At 40.3% G+C, this 15,576-nt stretch carries 17 protein-coding genes and 1 pseudogene; 6 read left to right on the top strand and 12 right to left on the bottom strand.

What is annotated here, in order from left to right:
• The first annotated feature begins 11 nt into the window (after nt 1–11).
• Nucleotides 12–797 carry an arylamine N-acetyltransferase family protein gene (locus NST12_RS04030; protein ID WP_328203218.1) on the top strand — a complete coding sequence of 262 codons (786 nt, stop codon included), beginning with the start codon at nt 12–14 and terminating at the stop codon, nt 795–797.
• Nucleotides 798–1,144: 347 nt separating this feature from the next.
• Here the strand turns inward: NST12_RS04030 and NST12_RS04025 are convergent.
• The 6 genes and pseudogenes from NST12_RS04025 to NST12_RS04000 form a co-directional block, all read right to left on the bottom strand.
• Nucleotides 1,145–1,342, bottom strand: a pseudogene (locus NST12_RS04025) (4-oxalocrotonate tautomerase); the annotation flags it as partial.
• Between the two features lie 10 nt (nt 1,343–1,352).
• Complete coding sequence (locus NST12_RS04020; RefSeq protein ID WP_328203216.1) at nt 1,353–2,144, bottom strand: 2-keto-4-pentenoate hydratase; 792 nt, start codon at nt 2,142–2,144, stop codon at nt 1,353–1,355.
• Between the two features lie 12 nt (nt 2,145–2,156).
• A complete protein-coding gene (gene dmpG, locus NST12_RS04015) occupies nt 2,157–3,167 on the bottom strand; it encodes a 4-hydroxy-2-oxovalerate aldolase (RefSeq protein ID WP_341028630.1) in 1,011 nt (336 codons plus the stop codon).
• A 13-nt stretch (nt 3,168–3,180) separates the two neighbouring features.
• Nucleotides 3,181–4,065, bottom strand: a complete 885-nt coding sequence (locus NST12_RS04010; RefSeq protein WP_048622802.1) for an acetaldehyde dehydrogenase (acetylating) — start codon at nt 4,063–4,065, stop codon at nt 3,181–3,183.
• A 19-nt stretch (nt 4,066–4,084) separates the two neighbouring features.
• Nucleotides 4,085–4,870: a 2-keto-4-pentenoate hydratase gene (locus tag NST12_RS04005; protein ID WP_341100334.1), complete on the bottom strand. Its 786-nt coding sequence runs from the start codon at nt 4,868–4,870 to the stop codon at nt 4,085–4,087.
• Between the two features lie 10 nt (nt 4,871–4,880).
• Nucleotides 4,881–6,350: an aldehyde dehydrogenase gene (locus NST12_RS04000; protein WP_341028627.1), complete on the bottom strand. Its 1,470-nt coding sequence runs from the start codon at nt 6,348–6,350 to the stop codon at nt 4,881–4,883.
• 263 nt (nt 6,351–6,613) lie between these two features.
• Here NST12_RS04000 and NST12_RS03995 point away from each other — a divergent pair, with 263 nt between their 5' ends.
• Nucleotides 6,614–7,378 (top strand): IclR family transcriptional regulator, encoded by a 765-nt coding sequence (locus tag NST12_RS03995; RefSeq protein WP_341100332.1) that lies wholly within the window; start codon nt 6,614–6,616, stop codon nt 7,376–7,378.
• A gap of 67 nt (nt 7,379–7,445) precedes the next feature.
• Nucleotides 7,446–8,249: an IclR family transcriptional regulator gene (locus NST12_RS03990; RefSeq protein ID WP_327824910.1), complete on the top strand. Its 804-nt coding sequence runs from the start codon at nt 7,446–7,448 to the stop codon at nt 8,247–8,249.
• A 241-nt stretch (nt 8,250–8,490) separates the two neighbouring features.
• Here the strand turns inward: NST12_RS03990 and NST12_RS03985 are convergent, their stop codons facing one another.
• The 6 genes from NST12_RS03985 to NST12_RS03960 form a co-directional block, all read right to left on the bottom strand.
• The gene (locus tag NST12_RS03985) at nt 8,491–8,739 is read right to left on the bottom strand and encodes a hypothetical protein (RefSeq protein ID WP_328203198.1); all 249 of its coding nucleotides are present in this window, start codon (nt 8,737–8,739) and stop codon (nt 8,491–8,493) included.
• A 198-nt stretch (nt 8,740–8,937) separates the two neighbouring features.
• Nucleotides 8,938–9,696 (bottom strand): MFS transporter, encoded by a 759-nt coding sequence (locus NST12_RS03980; RefSeq protein ID WP_328203196.1) that lies wholly within the window; start codon nt 9,694–9,696, stop codon nt 8,938–8,940.
• Nucleotides 9,697–9,744: 48 nt separating this feature from the next.
• A complete protein-coding gene (locus tag NST12_RS03975) occupies nt 9,745–10,320 on the bottom strand; it encodes a transposase (protein ID WP_244878040.1) in 576 nt (191 codons plus the stop codon).
• A gap of 116 nt (nt 10,321–10,436) precedes the next feature.
• Complete coding sequence (locus NST12_RS03970; RefSeq protein WP_328203191.1) at nt 10,437–11,186, bottom strand: ABC transporter permease; 750 nt, start codon at nt 11,184–11,186, stop codon at nt 10,437–10,439.
• A complete protein-coding gene (locus tag NST12_RS03965) occupies nt 11,183–11,938 on the bottom strand; it encodes an ABC transporter ATP-binding protein (RefSeq protein WP_341028617.1) in 756 nt (251 codons plus the stop codon). Before NST12_RS03965 ends, NST12_RS03970 begins: the two co-directional genes overlap by 4 nt.
• 232 nt (nt 11,939–12,170) lie before the next feature.
• The gene (locus NST12_RS03960) at nt 12,171–13,592 is read right to left on the bottom strand and encodes a SpoVR family protein (protein WP_328203187.1); all 1,422 of its coding nucleotides are present in this window, start codon (nt 13,590–13,592) and stop codon (nt 12,171–12,173) included.
• Between the two features lie 369 nt (nt 13,593–13,961).
• Between NST12_RS03960 and NST12_RS03955 the strand changes: the two genes are divergently transcribed.
• The 3 genes from NST12_RS03955 to NST12_RS03945 all read left to right on the top strand — a co-directional run bounded on the left by NST12_RS03955 (nt 13,962) and on the right by NST12_RS03945 (nt 15,538).
• A complete protein-coding gene (locus tag NST12_RS03955; RefSeq protein WP_328203186.1) occupies nt 13,962–14,210 on the top strand; it encodes a YhdB family protein in 249 nt (82 codons plus the stop codon).
• A 432-nt stretch (nt 14,211–14,642) separates the two neighbouring features.
• Nucleotides 14,643–15,071, top strand: coding sequence for a disulfide oxidoreductase (locus NST12_RS03950; protein WP_003353225.1), 429 nt, complete (start codon nt 14,643–14,645; stop codon nt 15,069–15,071).
• On the top strand, nt 15,068–15,538 hold the full coding sequence (locus tag NST12_RS03945) for a thioredoxin family protein (protein WP_328203182.1): 471 nt from the start codon (nt 15,068–15,070) through the stop codon (nt 15,536–15,538). Before NST12_RS03950 ends, NST12_RS03945 begins: the two co-directional genes overlap by 4 nt.
• Nucleotides 15,539–15,576: the final 38 nt, after the last annotated feature.

Below are 15,576 nucleotides of genomic sequence, written 5' to 3'. Positions count from 1 at the left end.
GGGTGATCCACATGGCAACAGCAAAACCGGAGGCTGAAAACAACAGCACTGTTGAGAAAATAAGCTGTACACTGAGACAGTTCGCCAGCCAATATCCTTTCGAAAATCTTGATGTCGTCACTCAAAATACGATGCCAATCACAGAGACTTTTCTTTTTCAAAAATTTTCCCAATATCGGGGCGGGTTGTGCTATGAGCTAAACCCATATCTTTATTTGCAACTGAAGGAAGAAGGATACAATGTAAAATTAGTTTCCGGCACCATTTCGAACGGAAACCATTGGGCCCTTGATGGCACTCATGTTTTAATTCTTCTCGATCTCGGAGATTCTTTATGGTTGGTAGATGCCGGATTTGGCAATCAACTTGCTCTATCCCCCATTCAGATTGACGGGATGGCTGTATCCTCGGCAGCAGGAAGTTTTCGAGCTCGCCGTTTACAAACTCCAAAGGGTACACATGTGCTCGAAATGAAATCGGAAGAACACTGGATCATCAAATATGCATTTTCGTTGAAGGAGCTCCCTTGGGAAAAATTGACGGATATCAAAGAACAAATTACGTTTCATGAAAAATCCCCGTTTAATAGTTCTCCATTAATCGCCCAATGTTTTAGCGATCAAACTCTTTCCGTCACGGATAAACAGATGAGAGTCCGCTTTTCCAAAACAGGACAGCAAAAACTGGTTAAATTCAACGATCCAATAGAATTCATGGAAGCCGTGAAGACACTTTTTTCAAATTCCATTTTTGAAAAAACTTCAGAATACATGAAAAAAGCGGAAAAACATAGTTAGAAACTGACATTTTTCCGCTTTGTCAACTTTTTCTAGAAATCCATTCATTGTTACCTCGTCTTCTCATCGTCGTTTTCCATTATTGCTTTTTCTCAGCAAGATTCCCGATTCGGTCTTTTTATTGATTCGTATATTGGTTAAAACATGATCTTTTAATTACATGCAACCGCTTTTTAATAAATACAGGCAGAAGATGGTTATCATCATGAAATTGATATTCACTACAAATCAGCTGCTTAAGAAACTGTAAAGTCCCCTTTTAAAAAAGAAAACGATCCATTTTTATCTGAATAAGACAATAGGGTCTTTATGATATGGAACAAAAGAATACTTTCTCTTGCGGTTCTTTATTTGCTTTCCGCTTTTGTTTTGCCTGCGGTGCCCCAATGTGTGGGAGGGATCTCCGTCACAACGACACGTATACTTTCCAGCGGCGCATCTAAAGTATCAGCGACACAGTCTGTGACATTTTTAATCACGTCTTTGATTTTCTCTTCTGATCTGCCTTCAAGTAAATGAATCTGAATAAATGGCATTTGAAAATCCTCCTCAAAATTAGTCGCGGACTGCGAAGGAAACGTCCCCTAATTGATCCAACTTTCCATGGACAACATCTCCGTTTGCAAGCATAATCGCCTCTGTGATCGCTCCTGCCAAAATGATATCTCCTGCTTGAAGCTTTTTGCCGGAACGGGCCAGCATATTGGCAAGAGCTGCGATGGAATTGGCCGGATGATTCAATATCGCGGCACCCGCACCATTCGCTTTTAATTCCCCATTGATGTACAATACAGCACCGATCAGCTCCAAGTCCGTAGTCAAAGAAGATAAAGGCGTCAACTTATTTCCAATGACCACACGGGAAGCGGATGCATTATCGGCAATGACATCAGGAAGTGTAAATTGAAAATTTTTATATCTGCTGTCTATAATTTCAAGAGCCGGTGCGACATAAGCCGTTGCCGACATCACTTGAGCACTTGTGACGCCAGGGCCTTTTATATCCTCTCCAAGGAAAAAGGCGATTTCGATTTCCACTTTTGGATGGATGAATTCGGAAAAAAAGACGGTTTCTCCGCTTTCAATCAACATATCATCCAAAACATAGCCATAAATCGGCTCATTGACTTTCATTTGCTGCATTTTAGCAAAGCTCGTTAGCCCCATTTTGGGCCCGATTATCCGATGTCCGTTTGCTAATTTCAAATTGACCAGCTCTTCCTGAATTCGATACGCTTGCTCAGGCGTCAAGTCTGGAATTTCAGAAGTCAGCCGGACGACTTCTCTTTTTTCTTTTTCAGCATTGATTAAAAATTCCGCCAATTCCCGGTATTTTTTCCTATCCAAATTCCTTTCCCCCTAGATGAATGTTTTCACTTTTGATGCTAGTTCCGAAGCCACTTGTAGAATCATATCTTCTTGTCCCCCAACCACTTTTCTTTTGCCCAGCTCCACCAAAATGTCTCTTTCGTCTACTTGAAAACGCTCTGCCGCTTCCTTAGCATGCAATAAAAAGCTGGAGTATACCCCGGCATAACCTAAAATTAAACTGGCTCCGGTAATTTCTTGAGGACGAGGCATATAGTCTGCCACAATATTCGCTGCGTCCATAATCTTATACAGATCAATGCCGGTTCGATGACCCAATCGATTCAGCACTGCGACCATCACTTCCGTTTGTGTGTTTCCGCTTCCCGCTCCGAGCGCCCTCAGACTGCCGTCAATATATGTTGCTCCTTCTTCTATAGCGGCTAATGTATTCGCCATCGCTAGCGACAAATTATTATGTCCGTGAAAACCAATGTCCACTCCCAGTTCGCTTCGCAACGCGGCAATTTTCTCTTTTACCCCGTGAGGCAGCAATGCCCCCGCCGAATCTGTTACATAAACGACTTCAGCTCCATAGCTTTCAAACAATTTCGCCTGTTCCACCAGTTTGGAAGTAGGCGCCGAATGAGCCATCATCAAAAAACCAACTGTTTTTAAACCAAGATTCCTCCCTAATTCAATATGTTGCTTGGCAACATCGGCTTCTGTCACATGTGTCGCCACACGAACCATATCTGCTCCTGCTTGGACCGCTTCTTTTAAATCTTCTTTAATGCCAATTCCCGGCAAAAGCAAAACAGAAATTTTCGATTGCTGACATTCTTCTTTTGCTGCTGCAATTAATTTCATTTCGTTCACTTTTGAAAATCCGTATTGCAAAGAAGATCCGCCAAGACCATCCCCATGGGATACTTCAAAATATGGGACTCCCGCTTCATCCAGTGCACGAGCTGTCGACCGCACTTGTTTTTCGGTAAAAGCATGTTTCATAGAGTGGCTTCCGTCCCTTAACGTCACATCTACAACCGTTAAATGTGCCATTTTCAATCCTCCTTCACTGTTTCTGCAACTGCGACAGTTTTTTTCCGGCAAATTCTTCCGCTACTTTCCGGGCAGATGCCGTCATTATATCCAAATTCCCTGAATACGGAGGAAAGAAGTCTCCCGCTCCTTCCACCTCTATAAATACAGATACTCGTTTGCCTTTAAATATCGGTTCGGTTCTCAGTCTATAACCCGGGACATACTCTTGAACTTTGGTTACCATTTTTTTAATCGATTCAGTGATTTCTTTTTCTTTTCCTTCTTCCTCTACCAATGCATGAATGGCATCGCGCATCATGATCGGCGGTTCTGCCGGATTTAAGATAATAATCGCCTTGCCTTTTTTCGCTCCACCAATCACTTCGATTCCTCTTGCCGTGGTTCTCGTAAACTCATCAATATTGGCTCGTGTTCCCGGACCCGCACTTTTGCTGGCGATCGTCGCGACAATTTCTGCGTATTCTACAGAAACAACGCGGCAAATGGCATGGACAATAGGAATGGTTGCCTGTCCTCCGCATGTAATCATATTGACATTCGGCTGATCTAAATGCTCAGTTAAATTCACGGCAGGAACAGCAAACGGACCTATAGCAGCAGGGGTTAGATCAATCACCTGTTTTCCAAGCTTCCCTAAAACTTGATTATGGTAATCGTGAGCTTTAGCCGTTGTAGCATCAAAAAGAATATCCGCCAATTCTGGATGCTGCAAAAACCCTTCAATTCCATTGCTAAAAACGGTGTAACCGCGTGTTTTGGCTCGTTTCAATCCCTCTGAATCCGGATCGATTCCAATCATAGTGGACATTTCGAGAACTTCGCTTTTTTCGATCTTATACATTAAGTCAGTGCCAATATTACCGGAGCCAATAATTCCAACCTTCACTTTGTTCACTTGAAAGCCCCCTTTGTTTTTAATCGCCAAATTTCATACTAATCTCGCCTATGTGGGACAGTTTGGCGTGAAAATAATCTCCAGGCTCAGCCGCTACCGCTGCGGACAAAGCTCCCGATAAAATCACTTCGCCTTCTTTTAATGAAATGCCATAATCATGCAATTTGTTGGCAAGCCAGGCAACGCATTTTGCCGGATGGCCCATGGCAGCTGCACCTGCACCTGTATTTATCAATTCGCCATTTTTATACAGAGCCATCCCAATGATTGTTAAATCAAGATCTGCTATGGAAGTCGGGCTCCCACCAAGCACAAAAAACCCGGAGGAAGCGTTGTCTGCTACTGTATCTACTAATTGAATATCCCAATCGCGAATTCGACTATCGACAATTTCTAATGCCGGCACTATATAATCAGTGGCCAGCAAAACGTCTACTTCCGTCACATTTGGTCCAGTTAAGTCTTTCTTTAGCACAAAAGCAATTTCTGCCTCGACTTTCGGCTGGCAAACTTTTTGCCATGAAAGTATCCCATGGTTTTCTAAAATCATTCCATCCAGCAAATGCCCATAATCAGGTTCGTTGACCCCCAATAACGTTTGCATAGCAAGAGACGTCAACCCAATTTTTTTCCCAACAATCTTCTCGCCGGCATTGAGCTTTTTTTGTATGTTCAGCAGCTGAATCTGATAAGCTTCTTCTTCCGTCAGTTGTGGATATGTCTTGGTGAACGGCTCGATCCCTTTCCTTGTTTTCTCTGCATCCAACAATTGCTGTGACAGCAGTTGAATCTGATTTTGTGCCATTTTATCACCCTTATAATTTTATACAAATATTGGATAATTCAGTGTAAAACTCAAAGCTGTGCATTCCGCCTTCCCTGCCGATTCCGCTTCTTTTCATGCCTCCAAAAGGTGTGCGTAAATCGCGCAAAAACCAGGTGTTGACCCAGATGATTCCTGCTTCTATTTGCCTGGCCACCCGGTGGGCACGGCGCAGATCATTCGTCCAAATCGTTGCGCTTAATCCATAGTGGGTATCATTCGCCTGTTCAATCGCTTCCTCTTCTTTGTCAAAGGGGAGAACGGTGACAACCGGACCGAAAATTTCCTCTTTGACACAGCGGGAATTCCGATCCAATCCAGCGATAATAGTTGGCTCTAAATAATAACCTTTGTCCAATCCCGCCGGACGTTTTCCGCCTATCACAATGTTTCCGCCTTCTTCTCGGGCAATTTTAAGATAGCTCGATACTCTTTCATAATGTTCTTTCGAAATCAACGCTCCCACTTTGCTGTTAGGATCTAAAGGATCACCGACCGTAAGTTCTTTTGTTTTTTGAACAAACTTCTCCATAAATGCATCCAAAACCGGACGTTCGACATAAATGCGAGAGCCAGACAAACAAACTTCACCTTGATTGATAAAACTGGATTTGATGGTAGTTTCAATGACTTCATCCAAATCCGAGTCCGCAAAAATAATATTGGGGTTTTTCCCGCCTAGTTCATAGGACAATTTTTTCAACGATTTGGCAGCTGATTGCATAATGACGGTTCCCGTTGACGTTTCACCGGTAAAACTGATGGCATCTACATCCGGATGTTCGGAAAGAGCTGCGCCTGCTGAATCGGGACCAAAACCATGCACTATATTCACGACTCCATCCGGAACGCCTGCTTCTTTACAAATTTCCCCCAATAAAGTCGCTGTCATCGGCGTCCATTCTGCCGGTTTCATAACAGCCGTATTTCCGGCAGCCAAACAAGGAGCTAATTTCCAAGTCAACAATAACAACGGCAGATTCCAAGGATTAATCAATCCAACAACTCCTACCGGACGGCGAACGGCATAATTGATCGCTATATTGTCTTGTTCATAGGCTTCCGTACCCACTGAAATCATATAGTCGGCGAAGAAATGGAAATTATAAGCGGCTCTCGGAATATCCAGTTGTTTGGCCAACCAAAGCGGTTTTCCGGTATCCAACGTTTCCAACATGGCTAGTTCATCGATTCTTTCCAAAATAATATCGCCAATTCTGCGGATGATTTTCGATCTTTCTTGTGTGGATATTTCCTTCCAAGGTCCATTTAATGCTTTTCTTGCAGCGGCGACGGCAAGATCAATTTCTTTTTTTCCGCCTTCCGCCACCGTCCCGATCACTTCCTCTGTTGCTGGATTAATATTTTCAAACGTTTTATGATCCACAGAAGAACAATACTTTCCATTGATAAAATGCAAACAATCCATCGTTTTTGTTTCGGCTGATACGGATGCCATCATTCATACCCCCTGTTTATTTGCTGAAAATCAGTTGCTTTAACATAAAGGTAGAAAATAGCGGAAACGCTAACAACTTGGTTGTTCTTCTATGCGAAACAAAGATGAAAATTTTAAATTTATTTAATATTCAAAAATTATACGATAAAATAATATCACTCCTCTCGTTCATCTACCGAACAAGTTGCTAGCTGTTATGATAGCGCTTTCAATTATCTTAAGCCTTGATCGTCATCGTTACCCATATTTAGAAAGGAGCTAATCGAATGGCAAAAACCAAGAACAAGTCCAATTCTTTAGATAACGCTTTAAAATTATTGGACTTATTTTCAATGGATGTATCAGAGCTTGGAGTAACCGAAATCGCCAACAAGCTGGGCATTGCCAAGAGTACTGCCCATCGACTCCTTATTACATTGGAAAGCGAAGGATTCGTTATGAAAAATAGAGAAACGAGTCGTTATCACTTGGGAGTTCACTTATTGGTATTAGTAAATCTTGTAAGTTCCCGTTTGAAGATATTGGAAGTAGGCCGACCTATTATACGGCAATTAGTCGAAAAAACCGGAGAAAGTGCCCATATTGCCATTTTAAAAAAAGGGGAAGTTTTTTACCTTTGCAAAGAAGATTGCAAACACCCCGTTGAAATGCTGACGCATATTGGCCGTAAAAACCCTCCTCATTGCACAAGCGCAGGCAAAGTCATTTTTGCTTACAAGCCTAAAGATTTCATAGAAAACTATATAAAAGAACACGGTCTTCATCCTTATACACCATATACGATCACTCATCCGGAAGAATTTTTACGCGTATTAAAACAGATCAAACAGCAAGGATATGCGATTAGTAAAGAAGAGCTCCATGAAGGAATCACTTCCATCGCTGCTCCCATAACGGTCAATCAGCAAGTGGCTGCTTCTGTCAGTATCGTCGGATCGATCAAACGAATTCATCCTACCAACTATCATTCGCTGACAAAATCAGTGATTCAAGCAGCGGACCAAATTTCTCACAAATTAGAAACGTTATAGCTCCCTTCATCCCATCTGCCTTCACTAATCTGAATATGATTCCATTTTTGAAAAAGGAGTGACCAAAGTGCAAAAGGATGGTGCCAATGAAAAATATTTTTTAGGATCGGTCAAAAATGCTATAAGAATTTTAAAATTATATTCACGTCCAAAACAAGAATATGGAATTACAGAAATCGCCCACCAGTTGGACATCCATAAAACCACCGTCCATCGGCTCGTCACCAAACTTTGCAGCAAAGGCTTTCTAGAACAAAATCCCCATACGAAAAGATATCATCTTGGTTTATCCATCCTCGGTTTAAGCGGACTGGTCACCACTCATTATGAAATATACAGAGTGTCTTTGCACGTGCTCAAACCACTCGTTGATGAGTTGGGAGAAACGGCTCACCTTGCCATATTGGAAGATCAACATATCGTCTATCTTCATAAAATCGAATGCCGTCATCCTGTTTCTCTTATGTCCAGTATCGGTCAACGAAATCCTGCTCTTAAAACCGGAGTGGGAAAAGTGATATTGGCTTATCAACCTGAAGAATATATCCAACATGTGATCGCGAAAAGCGGACCATACCATTGTGAAAAAACAGAAGCACAAATTCGGGCAGAACTGGACCAAATCAAAAAACAAGGGTATTCAATCGCCAAAGAAGAAATAAGTAAAGGAATTGTGAGTATTGGAGCACCCGTCAAAGATTATACCGGAAAAGTCATTGCGGGTATCAGCGTAGTGGGGCCATTAGATCGAATAAAGAAAATGAAAACTGGCTTTCTAGTAGATAAAATAATGAAGGCAGCCGCTGAAATTTCCGAAAATCTCGGATTTTATGAAACAAAGCAAAAAGCAGCTTCATTAGAGCGGAATTGAGAGGAGAAATTTTTTAAATTCACTTCGGATTTGTCCATAAAAATTACCTTAAGAGCGCAACGATTCGCTTAGATAAATGACTATTTCATTTATTTAGATCAAAGATGTTATGGCGGTGTTCTTTTAACTAAAGTGAATCGGTTATTTTTTGTCCGTCAAAATCCCAATCCCGCTCAATGATTAGGCAGAGTATAAGAATACCTACGGTGTTGCCCTTTATGTATTTTCGATAAACTTAGTTTCATATATCTATTTTCTTTAAACCGGATTTGCTTGGTAATAACATAAGCCCTCCTGAAGCGATGATCACCATTAGGAAAATCCACGCTATCGTATAACTTTTTTGCCAGTCCACGATCAATCCGAATAGAACGGGAGCTGCTATAATGGCAATTTGGTTTAAAGTAAGACCTATGCTCACGGTGTAGGCGATTTGATCTTCCGGTCCGTTTTCGGAAACATAAACGATATAGAGACTGTACCAGCCCATTCCAAAGAAACCTAATACAATACTGATTCCGACAAGGAGCCAGCTAGACTCCCCTTCATCCAGCCACAAAAGAGAAAATAGATGCTATGGCCACGACAATAGAAAGAATGAGAGGACGAACTCGATTTCCTTTTAACCAATTGTCACCTACCCACGCCAATACCACTCTGCCTAACATTCCGGAAATTTGCACCACAGTTAAATACAATCTGCTTTTGTAAGGGAAACTTTTAATTCGTTTGTTAAAAATCCCATAAAATGAGCAACCAATATAAATTGGAGAGATACAAGTGAAACTCCCACAAAGAAAACAGGGTAAAGAGTTTTATTAAAGCAAATCGATTTCCAATTTTCTTTTTCTTCAGGATCTTTTTGATTTTCACTCTCACTTTTTGCCGGTTCCGCATCTTGATAGAGTAATAGAAATAAAAATCCACTGACAATAGCTAGACCCGATTGGACTAAAATGGCCGTTGACACTCCAAAATGAATGGACAGCCATGGAATGCTGGCAGCCGCAATGGCTCCGCCTAATGGAATGCCTGTTTGTCTGATTCCCAGTGCCAGTCCCCTTTCTTTTACCGGAAACCAGTGGACGATGGCCTTGCTTCCCCCCGGTTGCGAAGCGCCATACCACGCCCCCACGATCATTAAAATCATGATTAAGTAGATATAATGATGAGAAAGCAACGTCGCCCCCATCGTGAGTCCAAGCAACAAACTGCTAATCCCTAAAATCCACCGTTCTCCGTATAGATCAATGGCTTTTCCTAAAAACATCATCGAAAACAAAGGACCGACATTGATAGCCGACACTAAAATGGCTGTTTGCGTTGGAGTTAAAAGATCCATTTTTCCCCAATAAGTGGATAACGGACCCATACCTTGAGTAATCATTGCGGCCGTCATTTGTATCCAAGTAGCCAAAATTAAAATCTGCCAACGATTCCTGAGCATATAAACATCCTTTCTAATGGGGTCAGACCCCTTTAATATTTTAATACTTTAAAGATTTTGAATATTGGAGAATGGATTTTCTTTCATATGCTCTTCCACATACTGCTGATAGGTGATTCGTGAGCGATCTTTTGTGAAATAGTACAACGTTTTTTGTTTGTCGACATTGGGATTATCTTTCCCTGTAATATATGAATGGTAACTACTCCAAATGTAATCTTCCGGCTTTTCTACTAAATTTGCTCTGACTGGATTAAGATGAATATATTGGCTTACTTTAAGGAAATAATGATCATTTTCAATGAGTTGGGCTTTATAGCGTCCTTGAAATACATGGCCAACAAGATCGTAACGACGATTAAAATACATGGCATACTCTGAATGAAAGTCTCTCATGATGAAGTGAAGGGGATCATGAATCGTTTCTAATTGAAGATGAACGTGGTTTTTCATTAAACAATAGGAATGAAGAATGAAGGGGTAACGATTGCGGACAATGCGGAGATATTTTAAGTAGGTTCGATAATCAACTATATCTCGAAAAATAGCTTCTTTCCGGTTTCCACGAGCCGTTACATGATAAATGGCCCCAGGATACCACACACGCGGCTTTCTTGCTATCATAACCACCTCTATTTAATTCGAATATTTCGTACATTTCCATTATAATGACTTTTCAAACTCGAAAGCAAGAAAAAAATGGTGCCTGACCCCTTTGTAGCTTTAAAGCGAAAAAGGGGTCAGGCCCCTTTTAATTGTTGATGTTTGTTAAATAGGCCTGGATAGGTGAGGAATCCTAAAATAATAGAAGTGAGAGTGGCGGCGGACATGATCATAAATACAATTAATAGTTGAAAGCGGACCGCTTGGACAGGGTCGGCTCCAGCTACGATTTGCCCCGTCATCATGCCGGGCAGTTGAACAAGTCCAATGGTTCTTTGGCTTTCGACAGTTGGAATGAGGCTTGAACGAATAGACTGTTTTAAAATGGGATAGATGGATTGTTTTATACTGCCTCCAAGCGACAGCACAAGCAAGACTTCTTCTTTTCGCATCTCCAGCTCACCTTTTAGACGATTTAAGAAAAGATTCGCGATGACCATGGAGTTTCCGATAATCATGCCGCTGATCGAAATAATATACGGCGGAGTTGCCGGCACGATATGTAATCCAAGCAAGAACGCTTGTGTAATGATTTCAACGATAGAAATCGTTACGAAAATTTTCCAAAAAATATAAGGTAAACCTTGTCCACGTTTCGCTGCATTTTTTGCCGCTACTATAATCATGAGCAGAAGCATCACGATGATGACAAGTGGATTATGAAAACCGAACACAGCTTTTAAAATATATCCAATCAAAAACAATTGTATAGTAGCCCGGATACTGGTGATCACCAAGTCACGGCCAAGCCCTAATTTAAAAGCGGTTGATAGAAAAAGCGAGATAATCACGAAGCTAAAACTTAACAAAACGGTAAGCAAATTCATTTATTTTCCCTCTTCATGTCTAAAAATTGTTTGGTTTTGGCTTCTTTAGGTTCAGCAAAAAATTGTTTGGTCGGGGCAGCTTCAATTAGTCTTCCATCCATAATGAGCCAAGTTTGATCGCCGACACGTTCCGCTTGTGCTAAATCGTGAGTGACCCAAAGAATCGTCGTTTGCTGTTCACGATTCAGTCTTAAAATGAGTTCTTCAATCTCATGTCCAGAGATGGAATCAAGTGCGGAAGTGACTTCATCAAGCAATAAAACGGAAGGATTGTTGACCAATGTTCTAGCTAATGACAATCTTTGCCGCTGTCCGCCTGAAAGCTCTTTTGCTTCCCTTGTTAAAAGATCTTTCGATAATCCAACGTATTCCATATATTTTTCAGGATTGTTCAAAGTTCGACCTTGCAAACGAGCAGGCAGTGTAAGGTTTTCTAATGCAGTCCCTGTCAGCATAGGTGCACTTTGAAAGTCAATACCAACTTGACGCCTAAGTTCTTGGACTTCCCACTTCCGAACTTCTTTCCCCTGAATATGAACCTCCCCTTCATCAGGAGTGATAAGCAAATTGCATAATGATAAAATCGTGCTTTTTCCTGATCCTGAAGGTCCTATAATCGTTAAAATAGATCCTTTTGGAACTTTCCCGCTTATTCCCTTTAATACATGGATCGCCTCATTATGATTCATAAAAGTTTTATGGACGTTTTTCAATTCAACCTCTGTGATTATTGGATTGCCTGCATTCTCCATCTTTTCTCAATCCCACTTTTATACATTTTTAAAAAATATTGAATTCAATTCCATCTTACGATATTTTTCACCTTATCTTCAAAAATTTATTTTATCCTTTTTAGAATTTCACAGTAAAAAAGGTATAACGCCAATCAACACACGTCATACCATTTAAGTTGCACAAATTCTTTATTTTTAATCTATCTTGTTAACCTCTTTTATACTTTAAAGCATCAAGGGGGTCAGGCCCCTATAAATATTTTCTTTGAATGCTTCGGCCGTTGTAGGTAAACAGCATGGCCCGTTCTTCGACGACTGTTTCCATGTGAACGGGGCGGCCCCATAATTGATAAATATAAGGAAGCACTTTTTCTAAATAATTCAAGTCAAGTTCAATCCCTTCATACCAGTGCTTTAAATACAATTCCCCATTTTTTAAATAGTCGCCATCGTTGACGGTTATATAGGGAAATCCGCCATTTACCCGCATATTCACCAGCTGATCGCGAACATTTTTCCACTCTTTATCCACAATCTTGTAATCATGGCCTTGTTTTTGGAAAAGAAACATGTCTTCGCGCATCACCAAATCCTTTGTTAAGTAATTGCGCAAAAATGAAATATCCGATTCAATTTCTCGAACTTCAAATATCTTATCCCGGCCGGAACCAGGAACAACCCCGTGTTTTTTCATTTCATCACTAGGATGGTTCCAACGTTCTTCAATGTCTTCAAAAATCTTCAAACCGAGGTAATACGGATTAATGCTTGTTCGAGATGGCTGAACGACACTGGCATTTAATTTGGCAAATTCAATGGCTTCATCTGAAGTTAAATCTAATTCCCGGATAATTCGTTGATGCCAATACGAAGCCCAACCTTCGTTCATAATCTTCGTTTCCAGCTGCGGCCAAAAATATAGCATTTCTTCTCTGATCATCGTCATAATATCTCGCTGCCATTCTGTTAATTCCCGGCTGTACTGTTCAATAAACAACACTAAATCCTTTTCAGGTTGAGGAGGAAATTTTTTCTTCTTTTTTCCGCCATCTTTCCTTACCGGCTTTTTCTCATCCAGCGACCATAAGTCATCGTATGGAGAGGCCGGTTTTGAATCTTCTTCCTCCTCCCACTCCTCTAAATCTTCTATACTCCACGCCAGTTGAGGTCTCATGAGAGACGGATCAATATGTTCTTCTATCGCCAAAACGGCATCAATAAATCTCTCCACTTCCTTTTTTCCGTACTGAATTTCATAATGACGGATCCTCTCTGCGGTCGCCGCCATACTTTCGACCATATCTCGATTGGTGTTTTGAAAACGAACATTGTTTTTGAAAAAATCGCAGTGTGCCAATACATGGGCAACGATTAATTTATTTTGGATAAGAGAATTGGTATCAAGCAAAAACGCGTAACAAGGATTGGAATTGATGACAAGCTCATAAATTTTGCTTAAACCTAAATCATAATGAAGCTTCATTTTAAAAAATTGCTTTCCAAAACTCCAATGAGAAAATCTAGTCGGCATCCCATATGCACCAAATGTATAAATAATTTCAGCAGGGCAGATCTCGTACCTCATCGGGTAAAAGTCCAGTCCAAAACCGCTGGCGATTTCCGTAATTTCCTCGATGGCGTATTCCAACTGTTTTTGTTCATTTTCCAGCATTCGCTTTCCCCCCTTTGTTCTTATAACAATTTATGAGAACAAAGGAGGTTTGATGAAAATAGAATAAGAAAGTGGCGAAGCCAGCCATTTACGTCCATTCCAATTTCATCTTGAATCGCTGCCTTCACGCCTTTTCCAAAAAACAAAATGTGAAGGGCGCAAAAGGTGAAGCGAATCAATTTGAACAGCTCATGTAAATGAGACAGCAGCAATGTCACTTCTTTTGATCGTCGCCATAAAAAAGCATCTAGTCAACAAAAGCCGATTGCATATCCAATTTGTTTTACAGACCGACCAACATTTGCTTTGTGGATGTTGACGAAAATCACATACACTAATAACAACTCCTATACAAGGAGGGAAAGCCGCTTGGACAAAGTCGATTACGATCGTGCTTTATTCTATATCCACCGGTCAGAATGGGATAATTTGCTAATTTTAATGGTGCGCACAAAAGACCATTTTTTAGCTAAAAAAATTGAACATTTCTTGCATGCGAATTACTTTTCCCATGATTATTTTGTGATAGAGCGTCGTTTATATGCATTGCTTCACTATATTGAGCATGCGAACAACACGTATAGCGTCACACATCCCTTTGAAGAAGCATTTTTTTAGTCCTGAGAATTCCACCAAACCAAAGGCTTGCCTCTTAAAGGTAAGCCTTTCTGTCATCCATTTTCTTACATATATTTTTATTTTGCTCATTCAGCCATATAGGATTATATTCTTGAGTTGTCGGCCGTTTCCATTTCCTTCACAGCTCTATCTTTTCCAAATTGGCAACAAAAATATTGCAGGTTTGGAAATTGGTCCTTGCTTTTCCTCATTATTTTTAAGAACCTATTGCTCCCGTTTTACAGTCCTTTGGTATGAACAAGAAAATCTTTTGAAAGAAAACTACAGCGCAAGCAATCCAATACTTTTCAACTATTTCCTGTTATAAAAAAGTGAACATGCGGTTACTTTTGATTATTTTATGTTTTGTACGTTTTCTTTTTCTTCAATCAATACTATAATTTTGAGAAGAGCTTATCTGAGGAGGATATTATGAAAAATTTGAAAGAAAATCTATTATTTCTCGCTTGGGGAGCTTCTGTCATCGCGATGATGGGAAGTTTATACTTTTCTGAAATCAGGGGTTATGAACCATGCGAACTTTGCTGGTATCAAAGAATTTGTATGTATCCGCTCACTGTATTTTTAGGGATGGCCGTTGTAAGAAAAGATTATCGTATGGCAATCTATTCTTCTGTCTTATCTGCCATTGGCGGGTCCATTTCTTTATACCATTATTCTTTACAAAAAATATCATTTTTCTCCGATCATGCACCTGCTTGCGGGCGAATCCCCTGCACGGCGGAATACATAAATTGGTTTGGGTTTATCACCATTCCTTTTTTGGCGCTTGTAGCCTTTATCATTATTTTTGTTTCAAGCGTCATTGTATATAAAAAATGGAAGGAGGAAGTACATTGAAAAAGGTAATCATATTTCTGACTATTGTGATCGTGTTATTTGCGGCCATCTTTTTTATCACCAAATATCAGCAAAATGAAGAAGCCAAAAACAATCCATATGGCAAGACCGATCTCCATCCTGAAACCATTGACCAATTGCATGACCCGAATTATCAAAATTTGATTTTGCCTGATGAACTGAAAAAGAAACTGGATCAAAAAGAAAGTTTGGTCGTTTACTTTTACAGTCCAACATGCCCTCATTGCAAAAAAACGACGCCGATTTTAATGCCTTTAGCAAAAGACATGAACGTACACGTTTATCAATATAATTTGCTCGAATTTGATCAAGGATGGGATGACTATCACATTCAATATACCCCAACCATTGTGTACTATGAAAAAGGAAAAGAAAAATCTCGTCTTGTCGGAGAACAACCAAAAGAAAAATTACGGAGCTTTTTAGAACAAACAATCAAAAAATAAAATTCACGATCCCTAGGTTTTATCCTAGGGATTATTGA

It is taken from the genome of Bacillus sp. FSL W8-1127, from assembly GCF_038006725.1.
GTDB lineage: Bacteria > Bacillota > Bacilli > Bacillales > DSM-4216 > Bacillus_O > Bacillus_O smithii.
Note: the sequence above shows the minus strand (reverse complement) of the source record. Positions and strands in the feature narration are given on the sequence as shown.